This is a genomic window from Agrobacterium sp. 22-223-1, from assembly GCF_053522385.1.
In genome coordinates this window covers 1107857-1123043 of sequence record NZ_JBNWCN010000001.1, presented here as the reverse complement: position 1 = coordinate 1123043, position 15187 = coordinate 1107857, and the positions used below count along the sequence as shown (strand labels likewise).

16 protein-coding genes are annotated in these 15187 nt (G+C 60.1%); 11 read left to right on the top strand and 5 right to left on the bottom strand.

Features of this window, described 5'->3' with window-relative positions; genetic code table 11:
- Positions 1–2: 2 nt before the first annotated feature.
- The gene (locus tag ACQZ60_RS05570) at positions 3–938 is read left to right on the top strand and encodes an omptin family outer membrane protease (RefSeq protein ID WP_448734888.1); all 936 of its coding nucleotides are present in this window, start codon (positions 3–5) and stop codon (positions 936–938) included.
- Between the two features lie 277 nt (positions 939–1215).
- Here the strand turns inward: ACQZ60_RS05570 and ACQZ60_RS05565 are convergent, their stop codons facing one another.
- Both ACQZ60_RS05565 and ACQZ60_RS05560 read right to left on the bottom strand, forming a co-directional pair.
- A complete protein-coding gene (locus ACQZ60_RS05565; RefSeq protein ID WP_448734887.1) occupies positions 1216–1839 on the bottom strand; it encodes an NUDIX domain-containing protein in 624 nt (207 codons plus the stop codon).
- A gap of 55 nt (positions 1840–1894) precedes the next feature.
- Positions 1895–4117, bottom strand: coding sequence for a molybdopterin-containing oxidoreductase family protein (locus tag ACQZ60_RS05560; RefSeq protein WP_448734886.1), 2223 nt, complete (start codon positions 4115–4117; stop codon positions 1895–1897).
- Positions 4118–4158: 41 nt separating this feature from the next.
- Between ACQZ60_RS05560 and ACQZ60_RS05555 the strand changes: the two genes are divergently transcribed.
- Positions 4159–5022: a 23S rRNA (adenine(2030)-N(6))-methyltransferase RlmJ gene (locus ACQZ60_RS05555; protein ID WP_080852312.1), complete on the top strand. Its 864-nt coding sequence runs from the start codon at positions 4159–4161 to the stop codon at positions 5020–5022.
- Between the two features lie 4 nt (positions 5023–5026).
- Here the strand turns inward: ACQZ60_RS05555 and ACQZ60_RS05550 are convergent, their stop codons facing one another.
- Positions 5027–5974, bottom strand: a complete 948-nt coding sequence (locus tag ACQZ60_RS05550; protein ID WP_003520764.1) for a lysylphosphatidylglycerol synthase domain-containing protein — start codon at positions 5972–5974, stop codon at positions 5027–5029.
- Positions 5975–6181: 207 nt separating this feature from the next.
- On the opposite strand from ACQZ60_RS05550, the gene ACQZ60_RS05545 reads away from it, so the two are divergent.
- Both ACQZ60_RS05545 and ACQZ60_RS05540 read left to right on the top strand, forming a co-directional pair.
- Positions 6182–6955, top strand: coding sequence for a ribonuclease T2 family protein (locus ACQZ60_RS05545; protein ID WP_448734885.1), 774 nt, complete (start codon positions 6182–6184; stop codon positions 6953–6955).
- 112 nt (positions 6956–7067) lie between these two features.
- Positions 7068–7664: a glutathione S-transferase gene (locus ACQZ60_RS05540; protein ID WP_448734884.1), complete on the top strand. Its 597-nt coding sequence runs from the start codon at positions 7068–7070 to the stop codon at positions 7662–7664.
- A 113-nt stretch (positions 7665–7777) separates the two neighbouring features.
- On the opposite strand, the gene ACQZ60_RS05535 is transcribed toward ACQZ60_RS05540, so the two are convergent.
- Positions 7778–8434: an outer membrane protein gene (locus ACQZ60_RS05535; RefSeq protein WP_448731783.1), complete on the bottom strand. Its 657-nt coding sequence runs from the start codon at positions 8432–8434 to the stop codon at positions 7778–7780.
- A 350-nt stretch (positions 8435–8784) separates the two neighbouring features.
- On the opposite strand from ACQZ60_RS05535, the gene ACQZ60_RS05530 reads away from it, so the two are divergent.
- The 5 genes from ACQZ60_RS05530 (at position 8785) to ACQZ60_RS05510 (ending at position 13026) form a co-directional block, all read left to right on the top strand.
- Positions 8785–9573, top strand: coding sequence for an SDR family oxidoreductase (locus tag ACQZ60_RS05530; protein WP_448734883.1), 789 nt, complete (start codon positions 8785–8787; stop codon positions 9571–9573).
- Positions 9570–11621 carry an excinuclease ABC subunit UvrC gene (gene uvrC / locus ACQZ60_RS05525; RefSeq protein WP_196377655.1) on the top strand — a complete coding sequence of 684 codons (2052 nt, stop codon included), beginning with the start codon at positions 9570–9572 and terminating at the stop codon, positions 11619–11621. Before ACQZ60_RS05530 ends, uvrC begins: the two co-directional genes overlap by 4 nt.
- A 103-nt stretch (positions 11622–11724) precedes the next feature.
- Positions 11725–12312 carry a CDP-diacylglycerol--glycerol-3-phosphate 3-phosphatidyltransferase gene (gene pgsA / locus ACQZ60_RS05520; RefSeq protein ID WP_059752461.1) on the top strand — a complete coding sequence of 196 codons (588 nt, stop codon included), beginning with the start codon at positions 11725–11727 and terminating at the stop codon, positions 12310–12312.
- Complete coding sequence (gene moaD / locus ACQZ60_RS05515; RefSeq protein ID WP_065654069.1) at positions 12312–12566, top strand: molybdopterin converting factor subunit 1; 255 nt, start codon at positions 12312–12314, stop codon at positions 12564–12566. Before pgsA ends, moaD begins: the two co-directional genes overlap by 1 nt.
- A 4-nt stretch (positions 12567–12570) precedes the next feature.
- Entirely contained in the window at positions 12571–13026 is a 456-nt protein-coding gene (locus tag ACQZ60_RS05510) for a molybdenum cofactor biosynthesis protein MoaE (protein WP_448734882.1), read from the top strand.
- Positions 13027–13137: 111 nt separating this feature from the next.
- On the opposite strand, the gene ACQZ60_RS05505 is transcribed toward ACQZ60_RS05510, so the two are convergent.
- The gene (locus ACQZ60_RS05505) at positions 13138–14034 is read right to left on the bottom strand and encodes a branched-chain amino acid ABC transporter permease (RefSeq protein WP_020813411.1); all 897 of its coding nucleotides are present in this window, start codon (positions 14032–14034) and stop codon (positions 13138–13140) included.
- A 52-nt stretch (positions 14035–14086) separates the two neighbouring features.
- Between ACQZ60_RS05505 and ACQZ60_RS05500 the strand changes: the two genes are divergently transcribed.
- A complete protein-coding gene (locus ACQZ60_RS05500; protein WP_448734881.1) occupies positions 14087–14647 on the top strand; it encodes a CGNR zinc finger domain-containing protein in 561 nt (186 codons plus the stop codon).
- On the top strand, positions 14644–15156 hold the full coding sequence (locus ACQZ60_RS05495) for a hypothetical protein (RefSeq protein ID WP_020813409.1): 513 nt from the start codon (positions 14644–14646) through the stop codon (positions 15154–15156). The genes ACQZ60_RS05500 and ACQZ60_RS05495 overlap by 4 nt, the downstream gene beginning before the upstream one ends.
- Positions 15157–15187 lie beyond the last annotated feature (31 nt).

Here is a 15187-nt window from a genome sequence, read left to right as displayed (position 1 = left end):
TTATGCCATTTTCGAGATCTTCCCTGCCGCTTTCTGTTGTCCTGATGGCGGGCGCCAGCCTGCCCGTCGCGGCTGAGCAAAGCGGCATTACAGCCTCAGTGGATGCCGGCGTTCTCAATCTTCGAGCGACCGAAACCGTCCATATCGGTGGGCGCAAGCTGAGTGAACTGGAATGGGAAACCAAAAACGCCATGGCATTGCGCGGCTCGCTCGGGCTTGAACTTGCGCCCGGCTGGCGCGTCAAGGCGGAAGGCCGCGTCGGCTTCGAGGGCGACGGCTATATGACCGACTATGACTGGGTTTGGCCTTTTTCCAGAGATAGCTCGAAGGACAATTGGAGCCACCGTTCCCAGCATGACGACACGCGGCTCGACCATTATTTTTCGGGAAGCCTCGAACTCAATCGCATGTTGCTGGACGATCCGCAGCAATATCTCAGCGCCGGCGTCGGTTTTCGTTATACGGATGTTCAATGGTCGGCTTATGGCGGCAACGCCGTTTACAGCGTTTTCTCCCCCCGCGATTTCTCGGGCAAATTCAAGGATGGCCTCAAGGGGATCACCTATCGCCAGCAAATCCCGGTCTTCTACGGCAACCTGACGGGCGGCCAGAGGTTCGGCAACTGGTCGCTCAATCTGGGCCTCGAAGGCGGCGCCATGGTCTACGGCAAGGCGACCGACGATCACTGGCTGCGCGACATGCGCTTTACCGACAAATTCGACGTCGCCGGCATGTTCGGGGTGAAGGCCGGCGTCGCCTATGACCTGACCGAGAATGCCTCGATCTATCTCGACGGCGCGTATGACTATACCAGCCTCGGGCGCGGAGACACCCACTATAGCGGCGCAGGCGCAGGCAACCTGTCATCGGAGAAGAATGCCGGCGGTGGCGACTTGCAGTCGATTTTCGTGGGGATGGGTGTGAGAGGCAGGTTTTGATTAGGCAATGCCATTCGTGGTAATAAGTCCAGTGACTAAGCCAGCTCCCTCTCCCATTCTCGTAAAAATATAGGCGAGGCTGAGCTGCAATTTTTTCATACTTGAAAAGGAGGTCGCCGTGCGTGTTGTGAAGACAATTGATTCCCAAGCCCGGCGAAGTCTCATCGCCAAGATAAGGAAAGAGCGGGCACAACGAAAACAAGCAACCGCGGATCAGGTCACTAAATGGAAAAATTTAGGGCGCAAGTAACCGCGTCCATTACGAAGGCCTTGACCGTCACTTTCCTAGTCCGGCGCGATTCAACATCGCCCATTGCAGCAGAATGATCGTCTTGGAATCGGTGATTTCACCCGATGCGATCATCGCGAAGGCTTCATCCAGCCGGTAGGTCAGAACCTCCAGATCCTCGCCTTCTTCCTCCAGCCCGCCGCCGCCGCCGGCCTGCACGTCAAGATCGATGCGGGCGACGAAGAGGCTGACCTTTTCCGTCAGCGTGCCGGGGCTGGCATACATATCGAACAGATAGTCGACCTTTTCGACGGCGTAGCCGGATTCTTCCATCGCCTCACGGCGAATGGCGACGGCCGCGTCGTCGTCGTCGAGAAGCCCCGCCGGCACCTCGATCATGAAGCTTGGATCGCCGTTCACGAAGGCGGCGGGGCGGAACTGGCGCACCATCACCACGCTGTCGCGCTTCGGATCATAAAGGAGAATGGCGGCGGCGCTGCCATGGTCGTGGACTTCCCTGACGATACGGATGGTTTTGCCATCCGGCATGCGCTGGTCGAAAACGAGCTTCTGCATATGCACGAAGCCCTTCCAGACGGTTTCTTTTTCCACCAGCCGGATCCTGCCCGCATCCGTGTCGGCCGGAATGTTTTTCGCCTGCGTCTGTGTCACCGGATATGTCCTTGCCTGTCGTGGGATTTCAGCCTGCCCGTGTTGCGGCGCAATATCAAGCCTCGCGGGCCTCGTCATCGCGGCGGAGCCACACCTTGTTGTCGTGAAAAGCCGCACCGCCATAAGGGGCGACGGCATCGGCGCCGGTCAGCACATTGATGCCTTCGCCATCCAGATGCGCCATGTTTGGCCACAGCCCTTCGGCGATCAGCACACCCGGTCTTGCACCCTCCACGATTTTCGCATGGAGGCGCACTTCGCCGCGCGCATTGCCGATGCGGACGATGTCGCCATCGGCGATGCCGTTGCCGCTCGCATCTTCGGGACAGATCATCAATTCCGGACGGCCTTCCTTCTGCACGGAGGTCTTCGTTTCCGCGAAGGTGGAGTTCAGGAAATTGCGCGCCGGCGATGTCGCCAGCCGGAAGGGATGGTCACCGTCCACAGTTTCGATGACGTCGACCTGATCCGGGAATTTCGGAAATTGCGCAACAGGCCCCATCACACCGATATTTTTCGGCGGCTTGTTCGGAGACGGTCCAGTCGCCCATTCGGGGCTGAAGCGGAATTTGCCATCGCCGTAACCGAATCCTTCGAGATAATGCGCCACCTCGAAGGACGGCTGCGCATCGATCCACTTTTCTTCAGCCAGCGTGTCGAAATCGCCCCAGCCGCTGACTTTGAGCATACGGTCGACATGATCGCGGGCCGAAAGGCCGAAGCCCGGCATATGGTCGACGCCGAGGCGTTTTGCCAGTTCCTCGATGACGAAGAGATTGGTGCGCACCGTTTCCGGCGGCTCCACCAGTTTGGGCCCAAGCAGAATGTGGTTCTGGCCACCGGCGCGGTAGATGTCGTCATGTTCGAGGAACATGGTGGCGGGCATCACGATATCGGCCACATCGGCCGTCTCGGTCATGAACTGCTCATGCACGGCGACGAAGAGATCGTCGCGCAGGAAACCCTGTTTCACCAGCCGCTGTTCGGGCGCGACATTGACGGGATTGGTGTTCTGGATGAGTAAGGCCGTCACCGGGCCGCCGTGGCGCAGCGCCTCGGCGTTCCCCGTCAGCACACGGCCGATCTGCGACTGGTCGAGCTGGCGCACCTCTGGGTCGGCGTAAGAACTGCCCATCAGCTCCGCCTTGTTGAGCCGGAAGATGTCGCCATTGTTGTGGAACGCGCCGCCGCCCTCATATTGCCAGGAGCCGAGAACCGTGGCGATGGAAAGCGCCGCATGCATGGCGACCGCGCCGTTGCGCTGGCGGGCAAAACCATATCCGAGCCGGAAGAACGTCTTCTTGGTGGCGCCGACCAGCCTTGCGAAATCCTCGATCTCATCGACGGAAAGGCCGGTGATTTCGGATGCCCATTGCGGCGTTTTCGTCTTCAGATGCGCCTCGAGCCCGGCCGGATCGTCAGCGAAGCGCGCCATATAATCACGGTCGGCGTAACCGTCGCGGAAGGCAATGTGCATGACGGCGCAGGCAAGTGCGGCATCCGTGCCGGGGCGGACGACGATGCGCATATCCGCCTGCTTCATGGTCGGATTGTCGTAGATATCGACAACGACGATCTTCGCGCCGCGTTCCTTGCGGGCTTTCACCGCATGGGTCATGACATTGACCTGCGTGGCGACCGCATTGGTGCCCCAGATGACGACGACATCGGCCTTGGCGATCTCGCGCGGATCAGGGCCGCGCAGTGCGCCGGTGCCCATCACATAACCGGTCCAGGCCATGTTGGTGCAGATCGAACCGAAGAAGCCGGAATATTTCTTGGCGTGGCGCAGGCGCTCAATGGAGTCCCGCTGCACCTGCCCCATGGTGCCGGCATAGAAATAGGGCCAGATGGCCTCAGTACCATGCCGCGCTTCGGCCTTGACGAAAGCGTCCGCCACCTCGTCCAAAGCCGCTTCCCAGGAAATCTCCTGCCAGTCGCCCGCGCCCTTCGCACCCTTGCGGCGCTTCGGGGTCAGAAGACGGCCGGGATGATAGATGCGCTCGGAGTAACGCGCCACCTTGGCGCAGATCACGCCGGCGGTGTACGTATTGGCGTTAGCCCCGCGCACGCGGCCGATGCGGCCATCCGCATTGATGTCGACCTCGAGCGCGCAGGCGCTCGGACAGTCATGCGGGCAGACCGTGTGTCCGATACGGACTTCGGACTTCGGGGCGGCTTTTTCAGCGGAAATCGGGGTCGCAACGTTCATGTCTTTTGTATATTGCATCAACGATGCGGCAAAAAGGCCGAAGTGACGTCCATCAAGAATATTCATCCTGACCATTCATCCGGATAAACGGCAAGCGAGACACATCCATGAACTACCGCCACATCTATCACGCCGGCAATTTCGCGGATGTCCTCAAACATGCCGTTCTCGCCCGCCTCGTGCGTTACCTGCAGAACAAGGACAAGGCCTTTCGGGTGCTGGACACCCATGCCGGCATCGGGCTTTACGACCTGACCTCGGAAGAAGCGCAGAAGACCGGCGAATGGCAGACCGGTATCGGCAAGCTGATGGAGGCCGATCTGCCCGCCCCCATCGCCGAACTGCTGGAGCCCTATCTTGACGCCGTGAAGGAACTCAATCCGGAAGGTGGCGTGAAATTCTACCCCGGCTCACCGAAACTCGCGCGCATGCTGTTTCGCCCGCAGGACCGGCTTTCGGCCATGGAACTGCACCCGGATGACAGCCGGGCGCTCGCACGCCTGTTCGAGGGGGACTACCAGGTGCGTGTCACCGAGCTGGATGGCTGGCTGTCGCTCGGCGCGCATCTGCCACCGAAGGAAAAGCGCGGCCTCATCCTCGTCGATCCGCCTTTCGAGCTTGAGAATGAATATCAGCGTCTGGCCGATGGTTTGAACAAGGCCTATCGGCGTTTTTCAACCGGCACCTATTGCCTCTGGTATCCCTTGAAGAAAGGCGCTCCGATCAAGGACTTCCACGAGCGGCTGCAATCCTTCGACATTCCGAAAATGCTGTGCGCGGAGCTTTCCGTCAGAAGCGACCGGCTGGATGGCCTGAGCGGCTCCGGCCTCATCATCGTCAATCCGCCCTATACGCTGAAGGACGAGTTGCACACGCTGCTGCCCTACCTGAAGACAACGCTGGCGCAGGACAGGTTCGCCTCGCAGCGCGCCTTCTGGCTGCGCGGCGAGGAAAAATCGGAAGACAATTGAGGGGCTATCTCAGCCCTTCCCGCCTCTGCGCCTGCGCAAGCTGTGACCGTTCGAAGAACAGGATCACGAACAGGGCCATGATGAAGGGAATGATGAGGTAGAACAGCCTGAAGACCAGAAGCGCCGCGATGACATCCGCCGGGTTCATGTCCGGCAGGCCGGTGACGAAGACCAGCTCCAGCACCCCCAGGCCGCCCGGCGCATGCGAGATGAGCGCCGCCGAGAAGGAAACCAGAAATATGCCGAGAATGACCATATAACCGGGATTTCCGGCTTCCGGCAGCGCGAAATAGATGATGCCCGCCGCGCCGATCAGCTCGATCGGGCCGATGACGAGTTGCTGCGCAACAAGCTTCGGCGCGGGGTACGGCAGCACGAAGGAGCCGATTTTTAGGGGTTTCAGCCTGAGCAGGCTGCCAAGAATATAAAGGCCGACGAAAAGGAGCAGCAGCACGCCTGTGGTGGTGGAGGCTTCGACGGGCAGAATGCCGGTAAACCGTTCGGTGATGTCAGGCTCGTAAAGCAGCACCAGCCCGATCAGCATGATCGTGCCGATGAGGAAGGTGAAGGAGCAGAGGCCGACGAGCACGCCCACTTCCGCCACACTCAGCCCCTTTGACGTATAGGCCCGATATCGCACCACGGCCCCCGAGAATACCGAGGCCCCGACATTGTGGGACAGCGCATAGGTGGTGAAAGAGGTGAGCGTGATGAAGAACCAGTTCACTTTGCGGCCAAGATGCTGCAACGCGATGCGGTCGTAACCGGCGAGCGCGGCATAGGCCAGCAGGGTTGCAAGGCCCGAACACAGCCAGTCCCGTACGCGAATGGCTTTCAGACTGTCCCAGAGATCATCGAGCGACAGGCCGCGCAGTTCGTGAAAGAGCAACCATGCGGAAAAACCGATCGTCGCGAAGCCAACGACGGGCCAGATATATTTCTTGAATTTCATGCGGTCATGCCCGCCTATTTCCTCCAGCCTCACCCCAGCCCTGTTCCGTCTTTGCGGAAGATTCGTTCGACTTTATTCGTTATGCGGCAAAGCTTTCAACCTTTTCATCAAAGATTGGCGGTTTGCCCCGTTCACAAGTTGATGTAAGACCGGATCGTCGCCCGCCGGCGATGTGAGGTCGTCCATTTTCCGGAGAACGTACACGGAATGAAGCGTTATGCCGGTTTCATCGCCCTGGGCCTTCTGTCGCTCGGCGCATTGTGGTTCGCGCGGGAAAATCCGGCACCGACCAGCCCCGCCGGCAACCGGCAGACACAATCCCAATCGCAGGCCGCCGGCAACTCCCGGCCGGACGCTTCAGGGCGCGACGTTTCCCGACAGGAGACGGGCAAAAACCCTGCACCCCGTGGAAACGGGTTCGATTTTTACGTGCTGTCGCTCTCCTGGTCACCGGCGTTCTGCGCCAGCTCCGAAGGCTCGGGCAACCGCCAGCAATGCGGCAGCGACAGGCGTTACGGTTTCGTGGTGCACGGGCTTTGGCCGCAGAACGAAAACGGCTATCCGGAATTCTGCCAAAGCGGCGAGCCCGACCGTGTTCCGGACGCAATCGGCCGCACCATGTTCGACATCATGCCCTCCATGGGCCTGATCGGCCACCAGTGGCGCAAGCACGGCTCCTGCTCCGGCCTGTCGCAGAGGGACTATTTCTCGGCGACACGCGCCGCCTTCGAAGCCATCCGGCTGCCGGGAAAGATCGCCTCGGGCGCCGAAGCCGCCACTCTTTCCGCCGACGCCATAGAAACCGCCTTCACCGACGCCAATCCCGGCCTGTCGAAACGCGGCATCTCCATCAGCTGCGACGGCAGGCGCCTTGAGGAAGTGCGCATCTGCCTCAACAGGGACATGACATTCCGCGACTGCCCCGAGCTTGACCGCAAGGGCTGCCGCGCCAACGCCACGGAAATCATCCCCATTCGCTAGAGCGCATCGAATGTTCCCTGTTGCGCTCTCTTACACATTTTCCAGACATAAAACCGCTATGCAGTTTTACTGACTATTCCAGTCCCCAGACGACAACCCACAGGACCCGACCATGGAACTGCTCTACTCGCCCGCCTCCCCCTACTCCGCCAAGGTACGTATGGCCGCGCGCCATCTCGGCATCGACATTACCTCCATGCGTGTCGATACCAGTGCCGAGCCCGCAACGCTGATGGACAACAATCCGCTCGGCAAGATTCCGGTCCTGCTTCTGGATGAAGGCGGCTCGGTCTATGACAGCGTGGCGATCATGCATTATCTCGACCGTCTTTCGGGCGGCAAGCTCTACCCGAAAAAGAACGGCAAGCGCACGGATGTGGAAATTCTCGAAGCGCTGTGTGACGGCATCATGGATTGCCTGCTCGCCATCGTTTACGAGCGTCGTTTTCGCCCGGAAGACAAGATCCACCAGCCATGGATCGACAAGCAGTGGAGCAAGGTGGTCCGCGGGCTTGATTATCTCAACACCAACCTGCCGAAAACCGGCAAGAAGCTGCATGGCGGCCATTTCGCCCTTGCCGCGATGATCGGTTATCTCGACCTGCGTTTCGCCGGCGAATGGGCCGAAGGGCGCGATGCGCTGGCCGGCTGGCCGGAAACCTTCGGCAAGCGTTTCGAAGCCTATGCGGAAATGAAGGCCGCCGCCTGAGGCGGATGCAGAAGGACGCCTGGAAGGCCGGGCATTCATCCCGACGCTTGAGACCGAAAAACAAAAAAGCCGGGGCGAAAACCCCGGCTTTTCCAATAGCGATCCTTGAGGGATCAGAACTTGACGCCGATACCGGCCTTGACGGAGTGATCGTCGAAACCACGCGAGAACGCGCCGGAGTCGAGACCGTAGTCCTTCTTCTGGTAATCGCTGTAGCGATATTCCAGACGGGCGGTGATGTTGTCGGTCACCATGGCTTCTACACCGGCACCGACGGTATAACCGAGGGCGGTGGCGCTGTCCTTGGAGGTCGCGTCACGTACCTTGTTGTCGGAGACAGCAAGACCGGCCGTACCGTAGAGCAGGAACGGGTTCATGTCGTAACCGACGCGGCCACGCAGCGAACCGTTGACGCCCTGCTTGCCTTCGATGGCGTTACCGGCAACCGTACCGGCAGAACCGCGCTCGTCACCGAGGTTGACGTCGGCTTCCGCACCGTAAACCAGCTGGCCGTTCTGCCAGTTGTAACCGCCGTAGAGACCGCCGCCAGCGCCCTTGGCGTCACGACCGTCGTTGCTGGAGCTGAAACGGCCCCAATCGTAGTTGACCGTACCACCGAGGTAGGCACCGGACCAATCCTTGACCGGCGCGGGCTGGTCGTAGGAAACCGGTGCCTGCGGCACTTCATTTACGGCGTCAGCGGCGTGAGCAGCCGAAAAGCCGGCGGCTGCCATGGTCGAAGCCATAAGGGTTGCTACGAAAATACGCATGCTATTCTCCTTTCAGGACCGCTCTGTACTCAAAACTATTGTTCTCAGACGCGGTGTAAACTCGTCGGGTTAATCGCCCCTCTGGAAACTGAATTTGATAGGAGAATGCGGAGATCAAAGAGCCAAAATGTGAATTGTTTGGGGCAGCGACGTGACTAGAATTAGACGTTGCCTAATTGCCACAAGGGGTTTATTAACCCTAACAGAAGCCTAACCAGCAATAGATCGTCTTTAAACTTAGTTATATTCAAATTAAACCGAAATTGCATTGTGAATAAAAAATCGCCCAATTCTTTTGGGGCCGATGGACAGCTTGCGATTTGCATTTATATCCAGCAAATAGGACGGATATGAGCAAATGCAGGTCAGCCGTGAAAGAAAATATACAAAAGACAGTCTTGATAACGGGAGCCGCCCGCCGGCTCGGGCGAGCGATCGCCACCGATCTGGCCGCCCATGGCTTCGCCATCGCCGTCCATGCCAATGCATCCATGGCCAGCGCCGAGGAATTCGCTAACGAAATAAGGCAAAAAGGTGGCAAAGCCGTTGCCGTTCAGGCGGATCTGACACAATCCGGCCCTGCTTCGGGGCTCATCGAACAGGCTGCGTCAGCACTGGGGCCTATCGGCGTCGTTATCAACAATGCGTCGGTTTTTCTCGACGACTCGGCGGACAAGCCCGATCCGGCGATTTTCGACGCACATTTCGCCGTGCATGTGCGGGCGCCCTCCCTCATCGCCGCCGCCTTTGTCGAGCAACTGTCCGCCGATAAATCCGGGCTGATCGTCAATATCATCGACCAGCGTGTGCTTGCGCTCACGCCACGGTTTTATTCCTATACGCTTTCGAAATCGGCACTCTGGACGGCCACGCGGACGATGGCGCAGAGCTTTGCGCCGCGTGTGCGGGTCAACGCCATCGGGCCGGGTCCCACCTTCAAAAGCGAAAGACAGGCGCCCGAGGACTTTCAGGCGCAGATCGACGGCCTTATATTAAAGCGTGGTCCCGCACCGGACGAGTTCGGGCGGACGATTCGCTTTCTTTTCGACACGCCGTCGGTCACCGGACAAATGATCGCGCTCGACGGCGGCCAGCATCTTGGCTGGGAAACCCCTGACGTGGCGGAGATAAATGAATGAACGGAAAGAAGCTGCCTGATGGCGGTATTCTCTTCGATGAAACCGACGACGAAGACGACGATGCAAACCTTGCCGCGACCGATGCGGCCGAGGCATCGAGCGACGTTGCCGGCATGGACTGGAATGCGGGCTGGAAGAACGAATCCGGCCTGAAGGGCATGGATCTGATCGGCGAATTCGTCAAACACCTGCCGAATGCGCCGGGCGTCTATCGCATGTTCAACGAGGCGAACGACGTTCTTTATGTCGGCAAGGCGCGCTCGCTGAAGAAGCGTGTCGGCAATTACGCGCAGGGCCGCGTGCATTCCAACCGCATTGCCCAGATGGTGCGGCTGACCGCCCATATGGAATTCGTCACCACCCGCACGGAAACAGAGGCGCTTCTGCTGGAAGCGAATCTCATCAAGCGCTTGCGGCCGCGCTTTAATGTGCTTTTGCGCGACGACAAGTCCTTTCCCTATATTCTCATTACCGCAGACAACCGCGCGCCGGCGATTTTCAAACACCGTGGAGCGCGGGCGCGCAAGGGCGATTATTTCGGCCCCTTTGCTTCGGCCGGCGCGGTCGGGCGCACGATCAATTCGTTGCAACGCGCCTTTTTGATCCGCACCTGCACCGACAGCGTGTTCGAAACCCGCACGCGTCCCTGTCTTCTTTACCAGATCAAGCGCTGTTCCGGCCCCTGCACGCATGAGATCAGCGATCAGGGGTATGAAGAACTCGTCAAGGAAGCCAAGGATTTCCTGTCCGGCAAGAGCCAGAGCGTCAAGACCGCGATTGCGCGGCAGATGAACGAGGCGGCCGAGGACCTCGATTTCGAGCGCGCCGCGGTCTATCGCGACCGGCTGGCCGCACTTTCGCATGTCCAGAGCCATCAGGGCATTAACCCAGCCGGCATTGAGGAAGCGGATGTCTTCGCCATCCACCATGAAGGCGGCATCTCCTGCATTCAGGTGTTCTTTTTCCGCACCGGCCAGAACTGGGGCAACCGCGCCTATTTCCCCAAGGCCGACCCTTCCCTGCCCGGTTCGGAAATCCTCAATGCATTCCTGGCGCAGTTTTACGACGACAAGCCGGTGCCGAAGCAAATACTGCTTTCCGAAACGGTGGAGGAGCAGGAACTGCTGGCCGCAGCACTCGGCGAAAAGGCCGGGCACAAGGTGACAATCAGCGTGCCGCAGCGCGGCGAGAAGAAGGACATCACCGACCATGTGCTTGCCAATGCCCGCGAGGCGCATGGCCGCAAGCTGGCGGAAACCTCGTCTCAGGCGCGGCTGCTGAAAGGTTTTGCGGAAACCTTCGGTCTTTCCTATGTGCCGCGCCGGATCGAGATTTACGATAACTCCCATATCATGGGCACCAATGCCGTGGGCGGCATGGTGGTGGCGGGGCCGGAAGGTTTCGTGAAGAACCAGTACCGCAAGTTCAACATCAAATCGACCGACATCACCCCCGGTGACGACTTCGGCATGATGCGCGAGGTGATGACCCGTCGCTTCTCGCGTCTGTTGAAGGAGGAGGGAAAGCCCGACCGTGGGCAGACGCAGACGCCGACGCCGGAGGAAGCCGCCGATATGCCCTTCCCCGCCTGGCCCGATGTGATCCTGATCGATGGCGGTCAGGGCCAGATGACGGCGGTACGGGCCATTCTCGACGAACTCGGCATTCGCGACTGTGTGACCGCCATCGGTGTCGCCAAGGGCGTGGACCGCGAGGCGGGCCGCGAACGCTTCTTTGCGGATGGGCGCAGCGATTTTTCGCTGCCGCCGCGCGATCCCGTGCTCTATTTCATTCAGCGCATGCGCGACGAAGCGCACCGCTTCGCCATCGGCTCGCACCGGGCGCGGCGCAAGAAGGAAATGGTGCGCAATCCGCTCGACGAAATCTCGGGAATCGGTCCGGGCCGCAAGCGCTCCCTGCTGCAGCATTTCGGCACGGCCAAGGCGGTATCCCGCGCCGGCCTCAACGATCTGATGGCTGTCAGCGGCATTTCGGAGACGGTTGCGCGGCAAATCTACAATCACTTCCACGAGAGCGGCGGCGATTGATGCCGCGCCGTCGTGGCGAACTGCTAAAAAAACATAATCACATGTTGACGCTATGCCCTGGCAGCGGCATCAAGGCAGCTAATCTTAGACTGACAGGTTTCCCATGGCTTCGCGCGCATACAGCATTCCCAACCTACTCACCTATGGCCGCATCCTCGCGGTTCCTGTCATCGTTTTGTGCTTTTTCATCGAAGGGAAACTGGAAAGCTCGGATTTCGCGCGCTGGACGGCATTGTGGCTGTTCATCATCGCCTCGCTGACCGATTTCCTCGATGGTTATCTCGCGCGCATCTGGAACCAGACGTCGAATATCGGCCGCATGCTGGACCCGATCGCCGACAAGCTGCTGGTCGCCTCCGTCCTGCTTCTGATGGCGGCGGATGGCACCATTGCCGGCTGGTCGCTCTGGGCGGCCATCACCATTCTCTGCCGCGAAATTCTGGTCTCGGGCCTGCGCGAATATCTGGCGGCGCTGAAGGTGAGCGTTCCCGTCACCCGCATCGCCAAATGGAAGACCACCATCCAGATGGTCGCCATCGCCTTCCTGCTCGCGGGTCCTGCGGGCGACAAGGTTCTGCCCTACACGACCGAAATGGGCATTACCCTGCTGTGGATCGCGGCGGCGCTGACCATGTATACCGGCTATGATTACTTCAAGGCCGGCCTGAAGCACATCGTGGACGAAGACTGATGACACGGATCGTTTATTTCGCCTGGGTTCGCGAGAAGATCGGCACGGACGAAGAAGAGCTGGACATCCCCTCCTCCGTCACCACCGCCGGTGAGCTGATCGCCTGGCTTGCGACACGCGGCGAGAATTACGAAGCCGCCTTCGAATTCCCCAACGTGATCCGCGTCGCCGTCAATCAGGAACATGTCGAGCATGATGAAAGCATCGTCGGCGCGCGCGAGATCGGCATCTTCCCGCCGATGACGGGGGGATGAGCGGATGCAGCCAACGGTCCGCGTGCAGGCAGAGGATTTCGACGCTGCGGAAGAAACCCGTCGGCTGACGGAAGCTGACAGGAGCATCGGCGCGGTCGTGGCCTTCACCGGGCTCTGCCGGGATGATGGCGGCACGCTTGCGGCGCTGGAGCTTGAACACTATCCCGGCATGGCGGAGGCGGAAATAACTCGCATCGCCAAACTTGCCATGGAGCGTTTCGGCCTTCTCGGCCTCACCGCCATCCACCGCCACGGCAAGATCGCCGCCGGCGAAAATATCGTCCTCGTCATCGTAGCTTCATCGCATCGACAGGCCGCCTTCGATGGCGCCAATTTCGTGATGGACTACCTGAAAACATCCGCGCCGTTCTGGAAAAAGGAACATGGCAAGGATGGCTCGGCGGGCGACTGGGTTGCGGCGAAGACGACCGATGACACGGCGAAGGACAAGTGGCGATAGAGCATTTCCAGGAAAAGTGGAGCCCGGTTTTCCGTCCGGAAATGCGACGAAACAAAGAGTTAGAGCGCTTTCGCGATTCGAAGAAACGCGAAAGCGCTCTAGGGGCCAGACTCAGGGCGCTTCCACTCTGCTTCGCATGACAATCAGCCAGCCGACCAGCATCGCCAGAACCACCGCATCGCGCCAGGCGGCCGGTCCGTAACCGACCCAGAAAGTTTCCGCAAAGCCGACGGCGGCGGCCCCAAGGCCGCAGATGAGCGGACTGGCATAACCGCCCGCCGCCGAAATCAGCACCACCTTCAGCCCAAAGACCAGACCGGCCCCGAAATCCATGGTGCCGTAATAGAATGTGGCCAGCACGCCGGCGATGGCGGCGACGAGGCCCGCCGCACAATAGGAGACGAGAAATATCCGGCCCGCATTCACCCCGCATAAAGCGGCGGCGAGAGCATCGTCCGAGACCGCCTTCCAGCGCCTGCCGAAAGCGGAACGGCCAAGATAAAACGACCCTGCGAGAATGAGCAGGCAGAAGGCCGCCGTGTTCAGCATCTGCATCGGCGTCAGGGTCACGGCAAAGCCGCCATCGGCCCAGAAGCGCACCGGCTGAGATAAAAGCGGCGGCAGCCATAATTGCCTTGTGTCGGCGGCCAGCCTCGCGCTTTCGGTCAGCGCGATCAGCACGCCGACGGAGGCGACGGTCACGGCATTGGGAGAGGCTTTCGCCAGCGGCCGCATCACCGCCCTGCCGACAAAACCCGCCGCCCACAGCCCACCGAACAGGCCCGCCCCTGCCCCGAACGCCAATGTTGCCGGCAGAACCAGCCACAGCCGGTTCCAGCCGAAATCGGCAAATAACAGGCAGGTCTGGCCGGCAAAGGCGAATATGGCGCCATAGGTGACATCGGCGCGTTTGGTGACCGAAAAGGCGATGGCATAACCAAAGGCCAGAACCGCATAGAGTGAGGCGACCGGCACGGCATTCAGCAATTGTTGCAGGAAATAGGCCAAGCGCGTCCTCCCGCCGTGATTATAACTGTTAAAACCTATTTTGACAGTTATAATGTGCGGCATGACCTTTCGCTGGACAGAACATCGTTTCGCAGGCGGCGCATTGGCGCTGGATGTCGCCAATAGCGTGATCCTGCGCTCGGATGCGGCAAAATCAGTCGACCGTTTTGCCGTGCCGGCGCAGATCGCGGCCTTTGCCGAAGCGGCTACAAGGCTCGGTGCTGAACGTGACAGGTTTCCCATGCTCATTGCGCCCGAGGCGGAAAAGCAGGCGGTTTTTCTCGATCTTCGCGAGGCTGTCGACGATTATTTCCGCGCCGCCATTACCGGCGGCGACGATGGCGACGGCAGGCTGGCCGGGCTTCTCTTCGCCTGCGGCACGGCGCTGCGGACGTTTCCGCTTGCCGAAAGCCTCGGCAACGCCACCGCCCATTCCGCCCTCTCGCTCCTTGCCGGTGAGACACGGGAACGGCTGCGGATCTGCGGCAATTGCGGCTGGCTTTTCATCGACCGCAGCAAGAACAGAAGTCGTATCTGGTGCGATATGGCGGTGTGCGGCAACCGGCAGAAAGCCAGCCGGCACTATCACCGGAAGAAGGACGTGCGATCATGAGAAGAATTGCCCTTCCCTTGCTTGCGATTGCGGGGATGCTCGCTCTTTCCGGCTGCCAGCGGGACGAACCGCGCGAAGTGGCGAAGGTTTCCGGCCGGATGTTCGTTTTCAACTATCGCGTCGCCATCGCCACCTATCTGGTGACCCTCCAGCGCATCGCGCCCGTTCGCGATGGCAGCACGGTGGAAGCGACGTTCGAAAACCCGCGCGGCGGTCCAGACCTCACCAGCCGCGAGAAGATTTTCCCGAAAGATGAAAAGATCACGGTTCAGAGCCCACCGGTGGAATGTGTGAAGCAGGACCGGCCCTATAAGGTCACCATCCGCATCAAGGGGCCGGAAGGCGACATTCTCCAGACCATCGAAACCACGATCCGCTCCGACACCGACCAGTCGCTTCTTCCCGCCAAGCCGCTGGTGGTCGGCCCGCTTTATACGCCCAATCCGGAGGTGTTCAAACCGGATGGCACGACGGATATGCGGCCGGCTCAGGGGTGTCCGGCGTCCTAACAAAAAATTGCAGCCTTAGGCTCAGTTCTCT

Bases quoted from the DNA above. Each gene is read 5' to 3' on its own strand.
- ACQZ60_RS05570 (WP_448734888.1), top strand. From the start codon at position 3: ATGCCATTTTCGAGATCTTCCCTGCCGCTTTCTGTTGTCCTGATGGCG.
- ACQZ60_RS05560 (WP_448734886.1), bottom strand. From the start codon at position 4,117: ATGAATATTCTTGATGGACGTCACTTCGGCCTTTTTGCCGCATCGTTG.
- ACQZ60_RS05555 (WP_080852312.1), top strand. From the start codon at position 4,159: ATGAACTACCGCCACATCTATCACGCCGGCAATTTCGCGGATGTCCTC.
- ACQZ60_RS05550 (WP_003520764.1), bottom strand. From the start codon at position 5,974: ATGAAATTCAAGAAATATATCTGGCCCGTCGTTGGCTTCGCGACGATC.
- ACQZ60_RS05545 (WP_448734885.1), top strand. From the start codon at position 6,182: ATGAAGCGTTATGCCGGTTTCATCGCCCTGGGCCTTCTGTCGCTCGGC.
- ACQZ60_RS05540 (WP_448734884.1), top strand. From the start codon at position 7,068: ATGGAACTGCTCTACTCGCCCGCCTCCCCCTACTCCGCCAAGGTACGT.
- ACQZ60_RS05535 (WP_448731783.1), bottom strand. From the start codon at position 8,434: ATGCGTATTTTCGTAGCAACCCTTATGGCTTCGACCATGGCAGCCGCC.
- ACQZ60_RS05530 (WP_448734883.1), top strand. From the start codon at position 8,785: ATGAGCAAATGCAGGTCAGCCGTGAAAGAAAATATACAAAAGACAGTC.
- uvrC (WP_196377655.1), top strand. From the start codon at position 9,570: ATGAACGGAAAGAAGCTGCCTGATGGCGGTATTCTCTTCGATGAAACC.
- pgsA (WP_059752461.1), top strand. From the start codon at position 11,725: ATGGCTTCGCGCGCATACAGCATTCCCAACCTACTCACCTATGGCCGC.
- moaD (WP_065654069.1), top strand. From the start codon at position 12,312: ATGACACGGATCGTTTATTTCGCCTGGGTTCGCGAGAAGATCGGCACG.
- ACQZ60_RS05510 (WP_448734882.1), top strand. From the start codon at position 12,571: ATGCAGCCAACGGTCCGCGTGCAGGCAGAGGATTTCGACGCTGCGGAA.
- ACQZ60_RS05500 (WP_448734881.1), top strand. From the start codon at position 14,087: ATGTGCGGCATGACCTTTCGCTGGACAGAACATCGTTTCGCAGGCGGC.
- ACQZ60_RS05495 (WP_020813409.1), top strand. From the start codon at position 14,644: ATGAGAAGAATTGCCCTTCCCTTGCTTGCGATTGCGGGGATGCTCGCT.